General features: G+C 33.3%; 11 protein-coding genes. 3 read left to right on the forward strand and 8 right to left on the reverse strand.

Features of this window, described 5'->3' with window-relative positions; genetic code table 11:
* Positions 1-15: 15 nt before the first annotated feature.
* The 5 genes from E7419_01030 to E7419_01050 all read right to left on the reverse strand — a co-directional run bounded on the left by E7419_01030 (position 16) and on the right by E7419_01050 (position 7,049).
* Entirely contained in the window at positions 16-1,833 is a 1,818-nt protein-coding gene (locus tag E7419_01030; GenBank protein MBE7013771.1) for an ABC transporter ATP-binding protein, read from the reverse strand.
* A gap of 60 nt (positions 1,834-1,893) precedes the next feature.
* On the reverse strand, positions 1,894-3,618 hold the full coding sequence (locus tag E7419_01035) for an ABC transporter ATP-binding protein (GenBank protein ID MBE7013772.1): 1,725 nt from the start codon (positions 3,616-3,618) through the stop codon (positions 1,894-1,896).
* 715 nt (positions 3,619-4,333) lie between these two features.
* Positions 4,334-5,197 (reverse strand): hypothetical protein, encoded by an 864-nt coding sequence (locus E7419_01040; GenBank protein ID MBE7013773.1) that lies wholly within the window; start codon positions 5,195-5,197, stop codon positions 4,334-4,336.
* On the reverse strand, positions 5,194-6,609 hold the full coding sequence (locus E7419_01045; protein ID MBE7013774.1) for a hypothetical protein: 1,416 nt from the start codon (positions 6,607-6,609) through the stop codon (positions 5,194-5,196). The genes E7419_01040 and E7419_01045 overlap by 4 nt, the downstream gene beginning before the upstream one ends.
* Positions 6,609-7,049 (reverse strand): hypothetical protein, encoded by a 441-nt coding sequence (locus tag E7419_01050; GenBank protein ID MBE7013775.1) that lies wholly within the window; start codon positions 7,047-7,049, stop codon positions 6,609-6,611. Before E7419_01050 ends, E7419_01045 begins: the two co-directional genes overlap by 1 nt.
* A 496-nt stretch (positions 7,050-7,545) precedes the next feature.
* Between E7419_01050 and E7419_01055 the strand changes: the two genes are divergently transcribed.
* A complete protein-coding gene (locus E7419_01055) occupies positions 7,546-8,598 on the forward strand; it encodes a hydroxyacid dehydrogenase (GenBank protein MBE7013776.1) in 1,053 nt (350 codons plus the stop codon).
* 105 nt (positions 8,599-8,703) lie between these two features.
* Here E7419_01055 and E7419_01060 read toward each other — a convergent pair whose 3' ends face one another.
* Entirely contained in the window at positions 8,704-11,268 is a 2,565-nt protein-coding gene (locus E7419_01060) for an S-layer homology domain-containing protein (GenBank protein ID MBE7013777.1), read from the reverse strand.
* A 311-nt stretch (positions 11,269-11,579) separates the two neighbouring features.
* On the opposite strand from E7419_01060, the gene rny reads away from it, so the two are divergent.
* Complete coding sequence (rny, locus tag E7419_01065) at positions 11,580-13,136, forward strand: ribonuclease Y (GenBank protein ID MBE7013778.1); 1,557 nt, start codon at positions 11,580-11,582, stop codon at positions 13,134-13,136.
* A 149-nt stretch (positions 13,137-13,285) separates the two neighbouring features.
* Here rny and fsa read toward each other — a convergent pair whose 3' ends face one another.
* Entirely contained in the window at positions 13,286-13,930 is a 645-nt protein-coding gene (gene fsa, locus E7419_01070; protein ID MBE7013779.1) for a fructose-6-phosphate aldolase, read from the reverse strand.
* 46 nt (positions 13,931-13,976) lie between these two features.
* A complete protein-coding gene (locus tag E7419_01075; GenBank protein MBE7013780.1) occupies positions 13,977-15,341 on the reverse strand; it encodes an MATE family efflux transporter in 1,365 nt (454 codons plus the stop codon).
* Positions 15,342-15,505: 164 nt separating this feature from the next.
* Between E7419_01075 and E7419_01080 the strand changes: the two genes are divergently transcribed.
* A complete protein-coding gene (locus tag E7419_01080) occupies positions 15,506-16,783 on the forward strand; it encodes a hypothetical protein (protein ID MBE7013781.1) in 1,278 nt (425 codons plus the stop codon).
* Positions 16,784-16,874 lie beyond the last annotated feature (91 nt).

Consider the following 16,874-nt stretch of genomic DNA (forward strand, 5'->3'; position numbering starts at 1 on the left):
ACTAAGGTTTGGGCCTTAGTCTAACTCTAAAACTCCGTCATATAACATCTTATATCTGCCGTTAAGTTTAATTAATTCTTCATGAGTTCCTTTTTCTATGATTTCCCCTTTTTCCATAACCATTATAACATCAGAATTCCTTACTGTTGAAAGTCTGTGGGCTATAACAAAGGTGGTTTTGCCTTTCATAAGTTTTAAAAGTCCTTTATCAATAAGGCTTTCGGTCATAGTGTCAACCGAACTTGTTGCCTCATCAAAAATTAAAATCGGCGCATTTGAAATGGCGGCTCTTGCAATATTTAAAAGTTGCCTTTGCCCCTGAGAAAGATTTGCTCCGTCACCCTCAATTACTGTGTCATATCCGTTTGGAAGTTTGGTTATAAAACTGTGTGCACTTGCAAGACGCGCAGCATTATAAACTTCTTCGTCAGTTGCATCAAGACGTCCGTATCTTATATTTTCTCTGACCGTTCCTGTAAAAAGATGAGTATCCTGAAGAACTATTGCAATTGCTTTTCTTAATTCATCTTTCTTAATTTTTTTAATATCTATTCCATCAATCAGAATTTTACCTTCAGTAATATCATAAAATCTTGTTATAAGGTTTGTAACAGTAGTTTTACCTGCCCCTGTCGAGCCGACAAAAGCAATCTTCTGACCGCTTTTTGCCTCAAGACTTACATTTTTTAACACCTGTTTTTCTAAAACATAAGAAAAGTTGACATCAATAAAAGAAACATTTCCTTTTACCTCTTTTTTATCATTTTGCGATACCCAGAAAAACTTATCGTCTTCCTTAGATAGTGAGTACGCATCGTCGCAATCCGTAATTTCTTCCGCCTCGTCAAAAACATCGCAAATTCTTTCAGTACCTGCAACTGCAGTTATAATCGCATTAAACTGACTGGATGCTTCATTTATCGGTTTGCCAAACTGCCTTGCAAGTTGCAAAAACACAACAAACGCACCTATGCTTAAGTATCCTGCCACTGCAAAAAGTCCGCCTATCATTGCTATCAAAGAATAATTTATATTATTAAGGTTTGACATTATAGGCATCATTGAGCCTGCATAAGATTGTGCAGATATGGCAGAATTTCTTAATTTATCATTTAATATTTTAAATTCTTCCTTTGCGTTATTCTCATAGCAGAAAACTTTAACGACTTTCTGACCAGTAATTGTTTCCTCAATGTATCCGTTAACTTCCCCCAGATGTTTTTGCTGCATTTTAAAATATTTTGAACCCTTTTTCATTATCGTTCTTGAAGTAAACATAAGAACAGGTGCAATAAGCAGAGTAACCAGAGTTAAAAGTGCATTTTTTGAAAGCATCATAATAATAATTCCGATAAGGGTTATTGCACTTGAAAAAAGCGAAGTAAGAGAATTATTGAGTGCATCATTTAATGTATCAACGTCATTGGTAAAACGGCTCATAATTTCCCCGTTTGTATGAGTATCGTAATACCGAACACTAAGTGTCTGCAAATGGTTAAATAAATCTTCTCTTAAATCTCTTATTGTGCTTTGAGAAACTTTAATCATAATTCTACTTTGAAAATACTGTGCAAAAACAGACACAAGGTATATAAGAAGAAGAGTACAAACACCACTAAAAAGCCCTGATAATCTTTCCTGTACCGTTAAAGAAAGTTCCATATCAAGAAAATTATCTATAATAGGCTGTAAATATGAGGTTGCATTTAAAGTAGCAATTATATTTACAAAAACAAGTATAAACGCAAAAATCATTAAGAATTTATTTTTCTTTAAATATTTCCACAAAAATTTAACTGCTCTTTTAAAATCTTTGGGCTTATTTATAACCATATTAGGACCTCGTCCCGGACCTCCTCCCGAACGCTTTAAACCCATTGGACCTGCCATAACTTACTCACCTCTTCCCTGCTGCGATATATAAATTTCTCTGTAAGTTTCATTTTTTTCAATCAGTTCATCATGCGTACCTATCGCCTCAATTGTACCGTCAGACAAAACGATTATTTTATCTGCATCTTTTACAGAACTTATTCTCTGGGCAATAATAAAGGTTGTAGTATCTTTTAAAACTGTGCCGAATGCTTCCCTGATATTTCTTTCAGTCGCAGTGTCAACAGCACTTGTAGAATCGTCTAAAATGAGAATTGCAGGTTTTTTAAGCATTGCTCTTGCAATACAAAGCCTTTGCTTCTGCCCTCCCGATAAATTCACTCCGCCCTGTTCTACAAATGTGTTGTATCCATCGGGAAAAGACATTATAAATTCGTGAGCCTGTGCAGTTTTTGCAAAAAATTCTATATCCTCTTTCGTTGCTTCAGGGTTACCCCATTTTAAGTTATCCGAAATTGTTCCGCTAAAGAGAGTGTTCTTCTGAAGAACGACACCGATATTATTTCTCAAACTTTCTATTTCATAGTCTTTTACATTTATCCCGTCAATAAGAATTTCTCCTTTTGTCACATCGTAAAGTCTTGGGATAAGCTGAACAAGAGAAGTTTTGCCGCTGCCCGTTCCTCCGACTATAGCAACAACATCTCCTTTTTTAACAAAAAAAGATATATCTTTTAATACATATTCTTTTTGATTTAAAAAATATTTAAAAGAAACATTTTTAAATTCAACATTTCCGTTTAATTTCACATTTTTATAAGGATTCTTAGGATTTTGAAGAGTTGACTTAGTATCAAAAATTTCTGCAACTCTTTTAAATGATGCACTCGCTCTTGTTATATTTATAAACATCATAGAGAACATCATAAGAGAAAATAAAATATGATTGATATAGTTAAGATATGCTGAAAGTTCTGCAACAGTCATTTTAAAATTTATTATCTGATTTCCTGAAAACCATACAACTAAAACTGTTGTAATATTCATAAGAAGTGACATTACGGGCATATTTAAAATAACAAGGTACATTGCTTTTAGCGAAGTTTCGTTAAGATGCCTGTTTGCACTTTTAAACTTTTCCTTTTCGTCCTCCTGCCTTACAAACGATTTAACAACTCTTACATTCATAAGATTTTCTCTGATTGTTCCGTTAAGTCTGTCAATCGCTTTTTGCATTTTTGAAAAAAGCGGTGTTGATTTAAAAATTATAAGCAGTAAGGCTGTTGAAAGTATAGGAATTATAAATGCAAATATCAAAGATATTTTTGCATTTAGAGTAAGTGCCATACAAATTGCAAAAATAAACATAAGAGGTGCTCTTACTACTATTCTCATTCCCATTGTAACAGTATGCTGCATCTGATGAACATCATTTGTCATCCTTGTAACAAGTGATTCGGTAGAAAATTTATCTATATTTTCAAATGAAAATTCCTGAACTTTTGAAAATATTTTCTCTCTTAAATCAGCAGCAAACGAAACACCTGCACGTGCCGAAAATCTTGCGTTCATAATACCCGAAAATGCACCCATAATTGCGACTAATATCATAAGTATCCCTGTTATAACAATATAGGGAGTGTTTTTTCCTTCTATTCCGTTTTCTATAATCTTGCTCATAAGATATGGCTCAAGCATTACGCTTACAACATCAAGCCCCATAAACATTACGGCAAAAAATATTATCTTTTTGTATTTTTTTACACATTCTAAAATTTGTTTCATATTTAATCACCAAAAAAACTTTACCTTGCTTCCACATAATATTTTATATTATTTATAATGTGCTGTTTTTATAGGAACGACACATAGGTCGTTCCCTGCAATCGGTTTTAAGATTTTTTACATACACTATGAAAATTTTACATTATATTTTTTTTAATGTCAATATGAATTAAAAATTTAAAAAAGCCTATAATAATTTTGAAAGGAGTGAAAGAAATGTTAAATGACAAAAAATCAAACAAAAAAAATGATAAGAAAAACTCTCAGGAAAAAAAGGACAACTAAGAAATGCTTAATGGATATGATAAATCGACTAAAAAAAATGATGTAACAAATAAAGCTCAGGCTGTTATAAAAGCCTATCTCTCCAAAGATATCATGTCAACCGATCCTGACGGAAGTTATACGGGCAAAGCACAGGATAAATATGAAAAACCCGTGCAGGATGCAGACGATTTATAAAAAAGGCAAAGTAATGGTAGAAAGGGTTTATGTTAAGACTCTTTCAATGTGCAAAAATATAAAACAGCAGGGGTGGATGCTATTATCCACTCCTGCTGCTTTATATTCTTTATTGTGAATTAACACAACAAGGTTCTCCGAAAAACTCGAACTTTTAGTTCGTAAGTTTTTCGTGAGGTTCTTATTGTGAATTAACACAACAAGGTTCTCCGAAAAACTCGAACTTTTAGTTTGTAAGTTTTTCGTGAGGTTCTTATTTTATAATGTTTCTGCTTCCCAAGAGTATTGCGTCAGAATTTATATCCACTCTTGCGTCATAATAATAAATTTTTTTATCGTTTATTTCTATTTCAAACGCGGGAATTGCATAAATTGATGCTTCGGTTTTGCCCATAGGCAGATAATATCCAAGTCTTATATCGGTAATTTCAGGATTTTTAAATTCGCTTTTCAAATCACTGTTTAAAGGTAATTCAAGTAAAATATTAGTTACAGGGAGTATATTATACTCGGTATTTTTAAGTTCCTTAAAGGATATAACTGTTCCTTTAACCGTTTTAAGCCCTTCTTTTGAGGCAGTTGCATAAAGATTGTTATTAAATACCGGAACCCCTTTATAACTGTAAGAAAGAGTAACAAAAAAACTTTCCCCGCTTGCCTCTGATATATTTGTTGCTTCCATAACCGATTTATCAAGACCTTTTTTATTTAAAGTCTTTAATATTTTATTTCCTGCGTTAAGAATACTTATGTCTTTATAACCTTTGTCTTCAGGCTTTGAAACTTTATATTCAATTGAAAGGTCCGAAATGTTTAAAGATTCTTTCTCGCTTTCGTAAGTATGAGGTTTTTTTACAGTGTAATTTTTCCCTAAAAATAAAGAAACTAATTTTTCCTCATTTGCTGCAGAATTTTCAATTTCAACACCTGAAAGTTTATCAGGAAAATTTTTAATATCGTTTTTTACCTTTATTCCGTTATTTGAAAGAATTTCAATTGTTTTTTCCTTACCTACTGCTGTTTCATTCTGGTAGAACAAGTTGTGAATTGTAAGTAAGAAGATATTAACAAATATGAATATTATAATCAGTATTGTTTTTGCTCTTCCAAAGTTCACTTAACCATCACAACCTTCCCGTTTGACAATAAAACTCCGTTTCCTGAGTCGGTAATATTCTCTTTGATATTATAATGATAGATATTATATATATCATCAATTATTATATCAGGATTGTTTTTAACATCAAAGGTAAGATAAAACTTATCAAGTACCGAAATCATATTTGGTACCGTCAGTTTATCTCCCGAATTTTTAAACCCGCAGAACAGTTGCCTGTAAGATATAATTCGGTTATTTTTTATTTTAATCTCAATTGGGTGGGTAAGTGTTTCTTTATTTGAAAGTTCTCTTTCCAATACTACAGGCACACCTTTATAGAGAATGTCAAAACTAACTGTATAAACTGTGTTTTCATCTTCTTTTACTCCAGCAAAAACATAACTGTTATTTTCAGGAAGTGTAAACAGATTGTTTACCCCTTCGGTAAATTCCCCTGCCAGTTTAACTGCATCGTAGTCAGAAGAAATATTTGCATTAAGGTCAATTCCGCTGTCTATTGAAGTATATTCTAAAAGTCCGTCCTGATAAAATTTTAAAGTTCCGAAATTTTCAACAAAGTTAACTGTTCCGAAAGTGTCGGTAAAACGCCTTGCTGTATTGGTATTAACTCCAAAATATCTTGAAATCTGCTCATAAGAGCCACCGGATAAATCAAGAAGATTTGAAGCCTCAATTCCCGGCACTGAAGATTCGCTTAAATTTATTAACATATATGAGTCAAGTAAAATTTTAGCCTCTTCCCCTTCTGCTTTTTTATCAAAGTTATTTTCAAAAGCAAAAGATGCAGAAACAGTTCCCTCATTTACTCTTGATAAAATCTTATCAATCATATCCTGAAGTTTTTCGATATTTTCCGAAACGGAAATTTTAAATATTTTACCGCTTTCATTATTTTTAACATACATAATAAATCCCGAAGAATCTTCTAAGGGACAGAAAAGTATATTTTTTACATGGTTTATATCCGAAACCGTACTGGTAACATTCGCTCCGTAATAATCTGCCAGCATCTCAAAGGAAATGAAACTGTATAACCCTATAAATAAAGAATTTTCCTTACACGCATTTTTAAATTCTTCCGAAGACGCAGTTGCTGCCTCTCCGCTTAAAAGGGATGTTTTTATATGCCCTTTTAAAAGATTGTTAAGTTCTTCATATCTTTCGTCATTGGTTGTAACAATTTTAGAACGTTCGTTTTTGGAAACCAGAATTTGTTTAGGATAATAAATCTGGGACAAGTCTAAAGAATCGGCATTATTGCCTTTAAAGATGGAAAAAACCCCAGACAAAAAAGAATTATAACCTTCAGGCCATAATTCTTCCGATAACCATATTTCAGACGACAAAACAAGAGTTGATATAACCAACCCTGTTAATATAATTGTTTTAAACGTTTCTTTAACTTTCATTAGAATAATTTAAATCCTCTAAATAAATTAAATAAGTTCGGACTGAGAACCGTAATAGTTTTTGCAGCATATTGAACCTGCCCGTTAATCTCTGCACGGACTAAAATATCATTCTTGCCGTATCCCAAAGTAACAGGACTTATAAACATTCCCGAAGCACCTGATATAAAGGAAACAGGGCTTTCGTCTTTATATAAAATATTATACATTCCGTTGTTTAAAGAATATATGGATATTTCCGCACCTGTTGCCGCATAACCTGAAATTTTATGAGACCTGTCATAAGATGATATACTCGATGATGCTGGATTGGTAACGGTAAGTATCCCCGTAGCATTGCTTACGGCATCTTTCGGAAGCAAGGTTGCAGGCGCTGCAAACACACATACTGTAGAAAAAATCAGTAGTAATAAAACAAGTGATACTATTCTCTTTTTCATGTGACACGCCTCCAATCTATAGGCACTCGGGAGTTAAACCCCTTATACCTGTTTTGTATGACTATTATACTATATGAATGTTACAACGATGTTACAATAACTTTAAAAAAACCTTAAATTACACAAAAGACGTAAAAATAGTCCGGACCGTGCAAATGAGGAATAAATATTACAATGTAAATTGTAGGGCAGGGCTTGCTCCTGCTGTGATAGGTATAAATCGCTAAGAGCGATTTATGGAATTTATTATTTGCACTTTGAACAAAAAAAACCACTCGACGTACTTAGTACGCCTTCGGGCTTACGGGGACAAACTTAAAAATAGTTTGTCCCTTTTTTTCGTCCAATACGAACAATTTTTCCTGTCTTTTGTTTTTTGATAACTGTCCGAAAATGAGAACAGACAAATTATATTACCAAAAACTTTAAAAATCTATAGACTTTTTAATTTTTATGGTATATAATTACAAAAGAACAAAAAACGGAGGTATTTATAATGAAAGTTTTAGTATGTTCCACAAAAGAATCAATGGTTAATACCCGTGGATTTACAAATCCTGAATTTGTTTTCTTTCCGCCAAAAAATGTTGAAAAAATAGAAAGTTTATTCGATGAAGTAATATGGAATGAAACAGGCAGAAAGTTTACAGATGAAGAACTGATTGAAAAAATCAAAGATGTTGATGCTGTTATTACCTGCTGGGGAAGTAATAAACTTACAAAAGAAATTGTAGATCATGCAAAAAATTTAAAAATAGTTGCTCACATGGCAGGCTCAGTTGCACCGATTGTTTCCGAAGAATTATATGATAAAGGTGTTAAAGTAATAGGTGCAAATGATACTCACTTTTCCGAATCGGTAGCAGAAGGCGCTTTTGCTTATATGCTTATGAGTTTAAGACAGATGGGTTATGTTACAAAAACCGTTAAAGAAATGAAGGAAGAAGGCTGGAGTGCTGCTAAAGTTGACCGTCCTCTAAGAGGTATTATGGACAGAACTATCGGTATAGTTTCCTTTGGTGCTATTGCAGAACATTTAGTTAAAATGCTTCAACCTTTCCACGTTAAAATAAAAGTATATTCAAGATCAATATCTGATGAAAAACTTAAACAATATAATATGGAAAGAGCATCGTTAGAAGAAATTTTCTCAACCTGTGATATTATTTCCATACATACAGCATGGAACAAACATACTGAAAATATGATTTCAAAAGATCTTCTTAAGATGATAAAGAAAGATGCGCTTTTGGTTAACACTGCAAGAGGAAAAGTTATTGACGAACCTGCTATGATTGAAGAACTTAAAACAGGCAGATTTAAAGCAGTGCTTGACGTGTTCTGGAAAGAACCGCATCCTTATGAAGAAGGCGGACTGTATGACCTTGATAATGTTATTATTTTCCCTCATCAGGGTGGTCCTACTCCTGACAGATATCCATGGATTGCAAATGATATTATGGACGAAGTTTACGGTTATCTGACTGAAGGAAAACCATTAAAGAGCGAAATTAAAAAAGAAAAAGGATTAGCAATGACAATATCCTAAAAAATGCACCAAAGGAATATTCCTTTGGTGCTTTTTAGGATAGGCACTCGGGAGCCAAAACCCCTTATGCCTTAAGCCTTTGGCTTTTAGATTTTCGTGAGGTTCTTATTTTATAATGATTATTTCTTTAACTATTCCGTCGTATAGTCTTATAAATACTTTTGAAGGATTTTCACTGTCATATCTTTGAAGGTCTGCAGTTGTTACTACTTTAACTCTTCCGTTTTCATAGTTGTAAACTGTTGCACCGTTTAAAGAGTAGTTGTGACTTACACCGTCGTTTACAGATACATTTATTGAATTTGCAAATTTCTTGGTAACTTTACCGTAGATAAGTTCAGTTTTGTCACTTGATTTTGTAAATTCAGTATCTTTCCCTGATATATCAAATACTAAATCAAATTTTTCAATATTGCCTTCAGCGTTAAGTCTTAATCTTATAACGTCACCTGCTTCAAGAGCCTTATCTCCTTTTACAAGCATGTTGGCGCTGTCAGTTAAGAATGTTTTCATTTCTCCGTTATACGCTGCGTATAATTTCTGGATTTCGTCACCGTCTTCGTTTCTTGAAGTTGTGATTTTAGAAACAACTGCAAGAGGTGACTCTTCATTTGTTTTACCGTCTGAATTTGTTACAATTACAACTTTGGCAGTCATATCTTCGGTTACATCAAATACTAAGATGTTGTATTTGCCTTCGTCTTCAAACATATCCTTGCCTCTTACTGCATAATCGTCAGGATCTTGTGCTTTTTCGGGAATGTCAAATACGATTGTATCATCTGTTATATTAAACTGTCCTAATTTATTGGAACTTGATTTGAATACAACGTCATTTCCTTTAAAGTTTAGCATAAAATCGTACTCATCAATTACTAAAGAACCTGAAGATTTATCATTCATAAGTTCAATTTCGGAAATTTTTCCTGAACCGTTTAATTTAAAAGTAATAAGTTGTTTTGTTGTTACGTCATTTGATTTAACGTGGTCCATAACGTCTTTTGAATAAGTTCCGTTTTGTCCGTTAAATTTAATTTTTTCTTCTGCTGTTAAAGTAGAGATTTTTCCGTCAGTTGTTAAAACTTTAAAGTTGGATATTACATCAACTGAGCCTGTTGTACCTGCACTTATTAAATATGCGTAGTTTTTATCCTGTGATGCCTGTTTTTCTACTGCTGCAATTTTTCCGTAAGCATCAAGATAGAATATACCTTCGTCCTGAAGTTTTAAAGGTGTTTTAAAGTTTCCTGCAACTGCGTATTCTTTACCGTCAATCATAAATTTATCTTCTGATACTTCGGTAATTTTTCCTGTTACAGAATTTCTTGATACTGAAATTCTTATAAGTTTTTTATCTTTTGATATGGTGTATGATAATACATCCCATTCTTTTAAGTCTTTTATATCTACTGTGTTTAATTTATCGTCAACCATCGTAAAGTGGTAGTTATCATCAGTCGGGTCAACTGTAAGGGTAGGGTTGCCGTATTTATCTATAATTTTATAACTTGAAAGTATTGTATCTTCAACAACTATATTTGAAACTTCGTCAACAAAAATCACATCATATTTCTGGTCCCCTGTTGTTTCAACAAGTTTAACAGTTCCTGAAAGTTTGTTAGTAAGAAGCGATAAGTCAACATTCATACCAACACCGTTATAAATCATAGAAAGTTTGTCTGAAAGTTTTACAGTCTGAGGCTTAGAATCTTTATCTTTATCTTCCCAGTATTTAAAATCACCGTTTGCAACGCTGTCAATGTTTTCACCGTCAACTGTTACAGTTTTGTTTCTTCCTTTATCTTCTCTTGCAAGAATAATTGTTTTAGAGTTGTCATCTTCAATTTTTGCGTAGTAATCTACATAGTAACCAAGTAAAGTGTCGGCATTTGAAGTGCCTATATCAAATCTTTCGTTACCTATTACAACCTGGTCTTTTTCAAGGCCTGAATCTGAATTAAGAGTTGAAAAACCGTTTGCAGTAATTTGTCCTTCGCCTTTTTCAACGTTAAGTTTGTCTTTTAAAATTGTTTTGTCAACTATTTCGTAACTTACATTTGAACCAAAGCCTGTTTGTTCCATCATTTCAATTGTTAAAGCATTGTTTGCAAGGTTTGCAACAATACCTCTTGCAACAGGATTTTCGTACGAAGAGTTTGCGTTTTTGGTAAGTCCTGATTCAACTGCAACTGCTAAGAACCCTGACGGATATCCGCCTTTTGCATTTGCTGCAGGCTCACGGCCTAACGCTCTTACTAAAATTGTAACTGCTTCCTGATATGTGATTTTGCTTTCAGGGTCAAAGTTTCCGTCATCACGTCCGATAACCAGTTTCTGACTTGAAGCGGTATTTATATAACCATTTGCCCAGTGGTCTTTGGATACGTCCGGATATTTTGAAAACCCAGCCGATGCGCTTGCAACATCATTAAGTCCCATAAGCGATACAGCAACTCTTGCGAATTCTGCTCTTGTGATACTGTCATTTGGTCTGAAGTTTCCGCTTCCTGCGTCACCGACCATAATTTCCAAAGCGCCAAGAACCTGTGCGCTTTCCTCATATGCTGTTCCTTTAACATCTTCTGAAACGTTAAATGCGTTTGCAGGCATAACCGAAAACGCCATTAATACCATAAGCATTAAAGAAACTATTCTTTTAATTTTTCTCATATAAGAAATCCTCCTTGTTTTTTTATGAATATTTTTTGCAAAACCACGTTTGCATATTTTTTTAGATTTATATTTTTAAAATTAGTTGCATCCAATTTTTTCATATAGAAAATATCCCGCATTTTAAAAATAATTATTGTATTATATTGAAATATTCCTTGACAGTTTTATAAAAAAATATTAGAATAGATATAGTAGGTTAATTATATTATGGGATAGTGGTGTTTTTATACAGTATAGCGTATAAATACCATACTTCCTTTATTGATATTTTTCTTATTTAAAATAATACAGGGGGGGTGCTTTATTTAATGATAAGCATTGGACTTGCTGTCGGAATTTGCGCCGGTGCATTTTTAGTTGCTGCTATCGTTGCTTTCCCATTGGGCATTTCATATAGAAAAAAAATTGCTGAAAGTTCTATAAAAAGTGCAGAAGAAGAAGCAAAAAGAATAGTTAATGACTCTTATAAAACCGTTGAAAATATGAAGAAAGAAAAACTTCTTGAAGTTAAAGACGAGATACATAAGAGCAGAGCAGAACTTGATAAAGAAATCAAGGAAAGGCGCAGTGAAATTCAGAAGCAGGAAAAAAGAATTTTACAAAAAGAAGAAAATCTCGATAAAAAAATTGAAAATTTAGAACAAAGAGAAGAAAATTTAAAAGACAAAACAATTAAGTTAGAAGAAAAAGAAGAATATGTTGCTGAAATTCAGAGAAGACAATTGGAACTTCTTGAAAAAATTTCAGGGCTTACAGCCGAAGAAGCAAAAAGTTACCTACTAAAAAATATTGAAGATAAAGTCAGAGTTGCTGCTGCGGTAAGAATTAAGGAAATTGAGGACGAAACCAAAGAGATTGCTGACGAAAAGGCAAGAAGTATTATTACATCTGCCATTCAAAGATGTGCTGCAGACCATGTCGCAGAGGTTACAGTTTCAACCGTTACACTTCCAAGTGATGAAATGAAAGGAAGAATTATCGGAAGAGAAGGAAGAAATATAAGAACTTTAGAAACAGCCACAGGGGTTGACGTTATTATTGACGATACTCCCGAAGCAGTTATTCTTTCATCTTTTGACCCTGTAAGACGTGAAGTTGCAAGACTTTCACTTGAAAAACTTATTTCTGACGGGCGTATTCACCCGGCAAGAATTGAAGAAATGGTTGAAAAAGCGCAAAAAGAAGTTGAAACAGCCATTAAAAAAGCAGGAGAATCTGCTACATTTGAAGTTGGTGTTCACGGACTTCATCCTGAACTTGTTAAACTTCTCGGAAGACTTAAGTACAGAACAAGTTACGGTCAGAACGTTTTAAAACATTCTATAGAAGTTGCTCATATTTCAGGAATTATTGCTGCCGAACTTGGAGTTGACGTTGTCCTTGCTAAAAGAGCCGGACTTCTTCATGATATCGGAAAAGCAGTTACTCACGAAGTTGAAGGCTCCCATGTTAATAACGGTGCTGATATTGCTAAAAAATATAATGAAGATCAGGTTGTTTTAAACTCAATTTTATCCCATCATGGTGATGTTGAACCCGAAACAACTATTGCATGTATCGTTCAGGCTGCAGACGCTATTTCAGCAGCAAGACCTGGTGCAAGACGTGAAAACATTGAAACTTATGTTAAACGTCTTGAAAAACTTGAAGAAATTTCATCTTCATTTAAAGGCGTTGAAAAAACATTTGCAATCCAGGCAGGCAGAGAAATCAGAATTATGGTTAAACCTGAAGATATTAACGACCAGACTATGATTGTTGTTGCAAGAGAAATTGCAGAAAAAATCGAAAGCGAACTTGAATATCCGGGCCAGATTAAAGTTAATGTGGTAAGAGAAACAAGAGCGGTTGAATACGCGAAATAAAAATGCAGAATGCAAAGTGCAAAATGCAAAATGAATGAAGGCAAAACCATGCCATACGGCGGTTTTGCCCTCTTTTTTTATATTATATTTATTATAGTGAATGAATTATTCATTTCACATTTAATTTTGCATTTTGCATTTCTAATTTATTATTTACTCTGCCCTTCCCAGTCTTTTAAGAATTTTTCAATTCCTATATCGGTAAGAGGATGTTTTATAAGTTGCATAATAATTTTATAAGGTACGGTTGCAATATCCGCTCCAAGTTTTGCCGATTCGGTAACATGAAGAGGGTTTCTTATACTTGCCGCAATTATTTCAGTTTTAATATTTGAAATAGAGAAAATATCGGATATATCCGAAATAAGAGAAAGACCATCGCAGTCAATATCGTCAAGCCTTCCTAAAAACGGGCTTACATAGGTTGCCCCTGCCCTTGCGGCAAGAAGTGCCTGACCTGCTGAAAATATCAGAGTAACATTAGTTTTAATACCCATTTCGGATAACTTTTTAACTGCTTTTAACCCTTCGGCACACATTGGTATTTTAATAACAATGTTTTTACTGATTTTAGATAAAGGAATTGCTTCCTCAACCATTTTATCCGCAGTAAGACTGATTACTTCTGCTGAAATTGGTCCGTCAACAATCGAGGTTATCTCGTCAATAACACTTTTAAAGTCTTTCCCCTCTTTTGCGATTAAAGACGGATTAGTGGTAACTCCTGAAATTACACCAAGTTCATTTGCCATTCTGATTTCTTCGGTATTTGCAGTGTCGATAAAGAGTTTCATAATTTTTACCCCTTTTTCTTTATACTACCACATAATTTTAAGAATTTCAAGAAAATGTTTTCGACAAGCGTTTTATTATCACAATATAACATATTATAAGTACTATTGCCACCAGACACCAACTTATCGGATATACGATAAGGATAGACTTATATGTTTTTAACATTTTAAAAACAGTAGTGAGCCATAAAATCCTGAAAGCACATACACCGACAACCGATGTGATGGTAGGAATAACAGAATAACCCATACCTCTTAAAGCGTAAGTTGCCGTATCCATTATAAATGCGGTAAGAAATATAATGTACATAAAGGAAAGCCTTTCTTTTGTTACTGAAGCAACCAGGTGTTCGTCAGTAAAAAGTGACACAACTGTATCCATACCAAGATACATTAAAAGATTAAAAATACCGATTACAAGGATGCCTAAAAGCACACATTCCCTATACGATTTACGGCATCTTTTTATATTTTTTGCTCCAAAATTCTGACTTACAAAAGAGACTGTTGCCTGAGAAAATCCGCCCATAATAGAATAACTATATGATTCTATTGTCGAAGCAGCAGCGTTTCCCGCAACAACTGTTGCCCCCAGTGAATTTACGGAAGACTGAACCACCATATTGGAAATAGGAAACAGGCAGGACTGAATACTCATAGGAAGACCTATTTTAAATATTTTTGACAAGATAAATTTATCAATGGAGATTTCTTTCAAACTGATACCTAAAGGCCCTTTATCCTTAACTAAAACCATAAGTATTAAAGTACAACTTATCAGGTTTGCGACAGATGTTGCAATAGCAACCCCTGCAACACTTAATTTAAATACTGCAACAAAAACGAGGTTAAGTATAATATTAACTATTCCGCCTGCAACAAGGCAGAAAAAAGGTTTTGTAGTCTCTCCTCTGCTTCTTAGAATTGCTGCTGCAAAGTTATATATCATTAAAAACGGAATACCTATAAAATAAATTCTAAGATATAAGATAGATAAATTTATAATTTCGTAAGGTGTTGATATAAGTTTTAATAAAAACGGAGAAAAAATAACTCCTAAAATCATAACACAAACCCCTGAAATCACGGCTATTCCAAGACTTGTGCAAATTGCTTTTTTGGCAAGTTTTATCTTAGAGCCTCCTAAAAGCTGAGCAATTACAACATTTGAACCTGCAGAAAATCCCATAAACATATTAACTAAAAAGTTTATTATGGCATTATTGCTCCCTACAGCAGCAAGTTCATTCTGCCCTTCAAATCTTCCTATAACAGCCATATCCATCGAGTGAAACAACTGCTGCATAAGAGTTGTCAGTGCAAGCGGAATTGCAAATAGCAGAATCTTATTCCATAGCGGTCCGCTTGTCATATCCATATCCTTACTTTTTCTGACGGCTGTATCGCTCATTTTAACATCTCCAAAAAATTTCTATCTATTTTAATTTTACCTTTTTTTAACCTAAAGTCAATAGATATGCACATTTTAATTTACTTTTTTTACTTTTTATGATATACTGAGTTTAATTTGATAAAATCAATTAATTATATAAAAAAGAAAGGCAGAACTAAAAAATGAAATTTAAAAATTTTATTGCCGCAGTGTGTGCTTTTTCATTGCTTTTGGCACCTTCGGTATCTTTTGCTAAAAGCATTGAATTAACTTTAGAAAGTAATGATATTTACGTAAATGATGGAACTATTGAAAAGAAAACGGTTGAAGTTGCGCCATTTACCGAAAACGGAAGAACACTTGTTCCCGTAAGAATAGTTTCTGAAAATTTAGGGCTAAATGTCGGTTGGGACAATTTAACAAAAACTGTTACCATATCCGGAGATGCTCTTAATATTAAACTTGTTATAGGAAGCAATATTGCGTATGTCAACAATGAAGAGGTTTCTTTAGATGTTCCTGCAATAGAAAAGGACGGAAGAACCTTAGTTCCCGTAAGATTTATATCTGAAACACTTGGCAAAAAAGTAAAATGGATTGCTTCAAGCAATCAGATTTTAATTACCGATGAAAAGCCGCTTTTAAAAGCAGGAAGTAGTGAATACACATTAGAGCATTACATAGGTATGATGGCTCTTTACGGATATAATGTAGAGTACATAACTCTTATGCTTACTGAAATCGGGAAAATAAAAGAAGAAGCAGTAAAAAACGGTTATGTGTTTAAAAATAACGATACTGTGAAACAGACATATCAGGAACTTATCTCCATAAAAGACGAAGTGTATGCAATTTCGCTTATTGCTCCTTTGATAGAACTTATTGAAGATTCTGTTATGGCAAGTGAATATTTAGATACTTTTACTATGGTTGATATACCCAAAGAAGAGATTACAAAAGAATATACTTCTTCCTATATATGTGCAAAACATATTCTTATTCCGACTACAGATTCTAAAACAGGCGAAGAATTTTTAACATCTAAAAAAAATACAGCAAAAAAAGTTGCTGATACCGTAATTGCAAAAATAAAATCAGGGGAAGATTTTGATACTCTTATTGAAAAATACAACGAAGATCCCGGTGTCAGTTACAATCCTTTGGGATATGTATTCACAAAAGGCGAAATGGTTAAAGAATTTGAAGAAACAGCCTTTTCTCTTAAAGAGGGAGAAATAAGCGGTATTGTTGAAACCCCATACGGATACCATATTATAAAAAGGGAAAAACTTCCTGAAATTTCAGAAGATGTATATACACAAATTGAAAACAGTCTGATTTATAATAAAGGCATGGAAAAATATGAAGAATGCCTTAAAAATAACAGTTCGGAGCAGTATGTAACCGATACTGAAATTAATAATATGATTAACAGTATGTTGAGCGAAGAGCAGATGTAAGTGCAAAATTCAAAATGCAAAAGGCAAAATTTCCTTTATATGTCATTCTGAGCGTAGCGAAGAATCTTTTTAAAATTCGAAATGCGAAATT

This window comes from Oscillospiraceae bacterium (genome assembly GCA_015068525.1).
Classification (GTDB): Bacteria; Bacillota; Clostridia; order UMGS1840; family HGM11507; genus SIG450.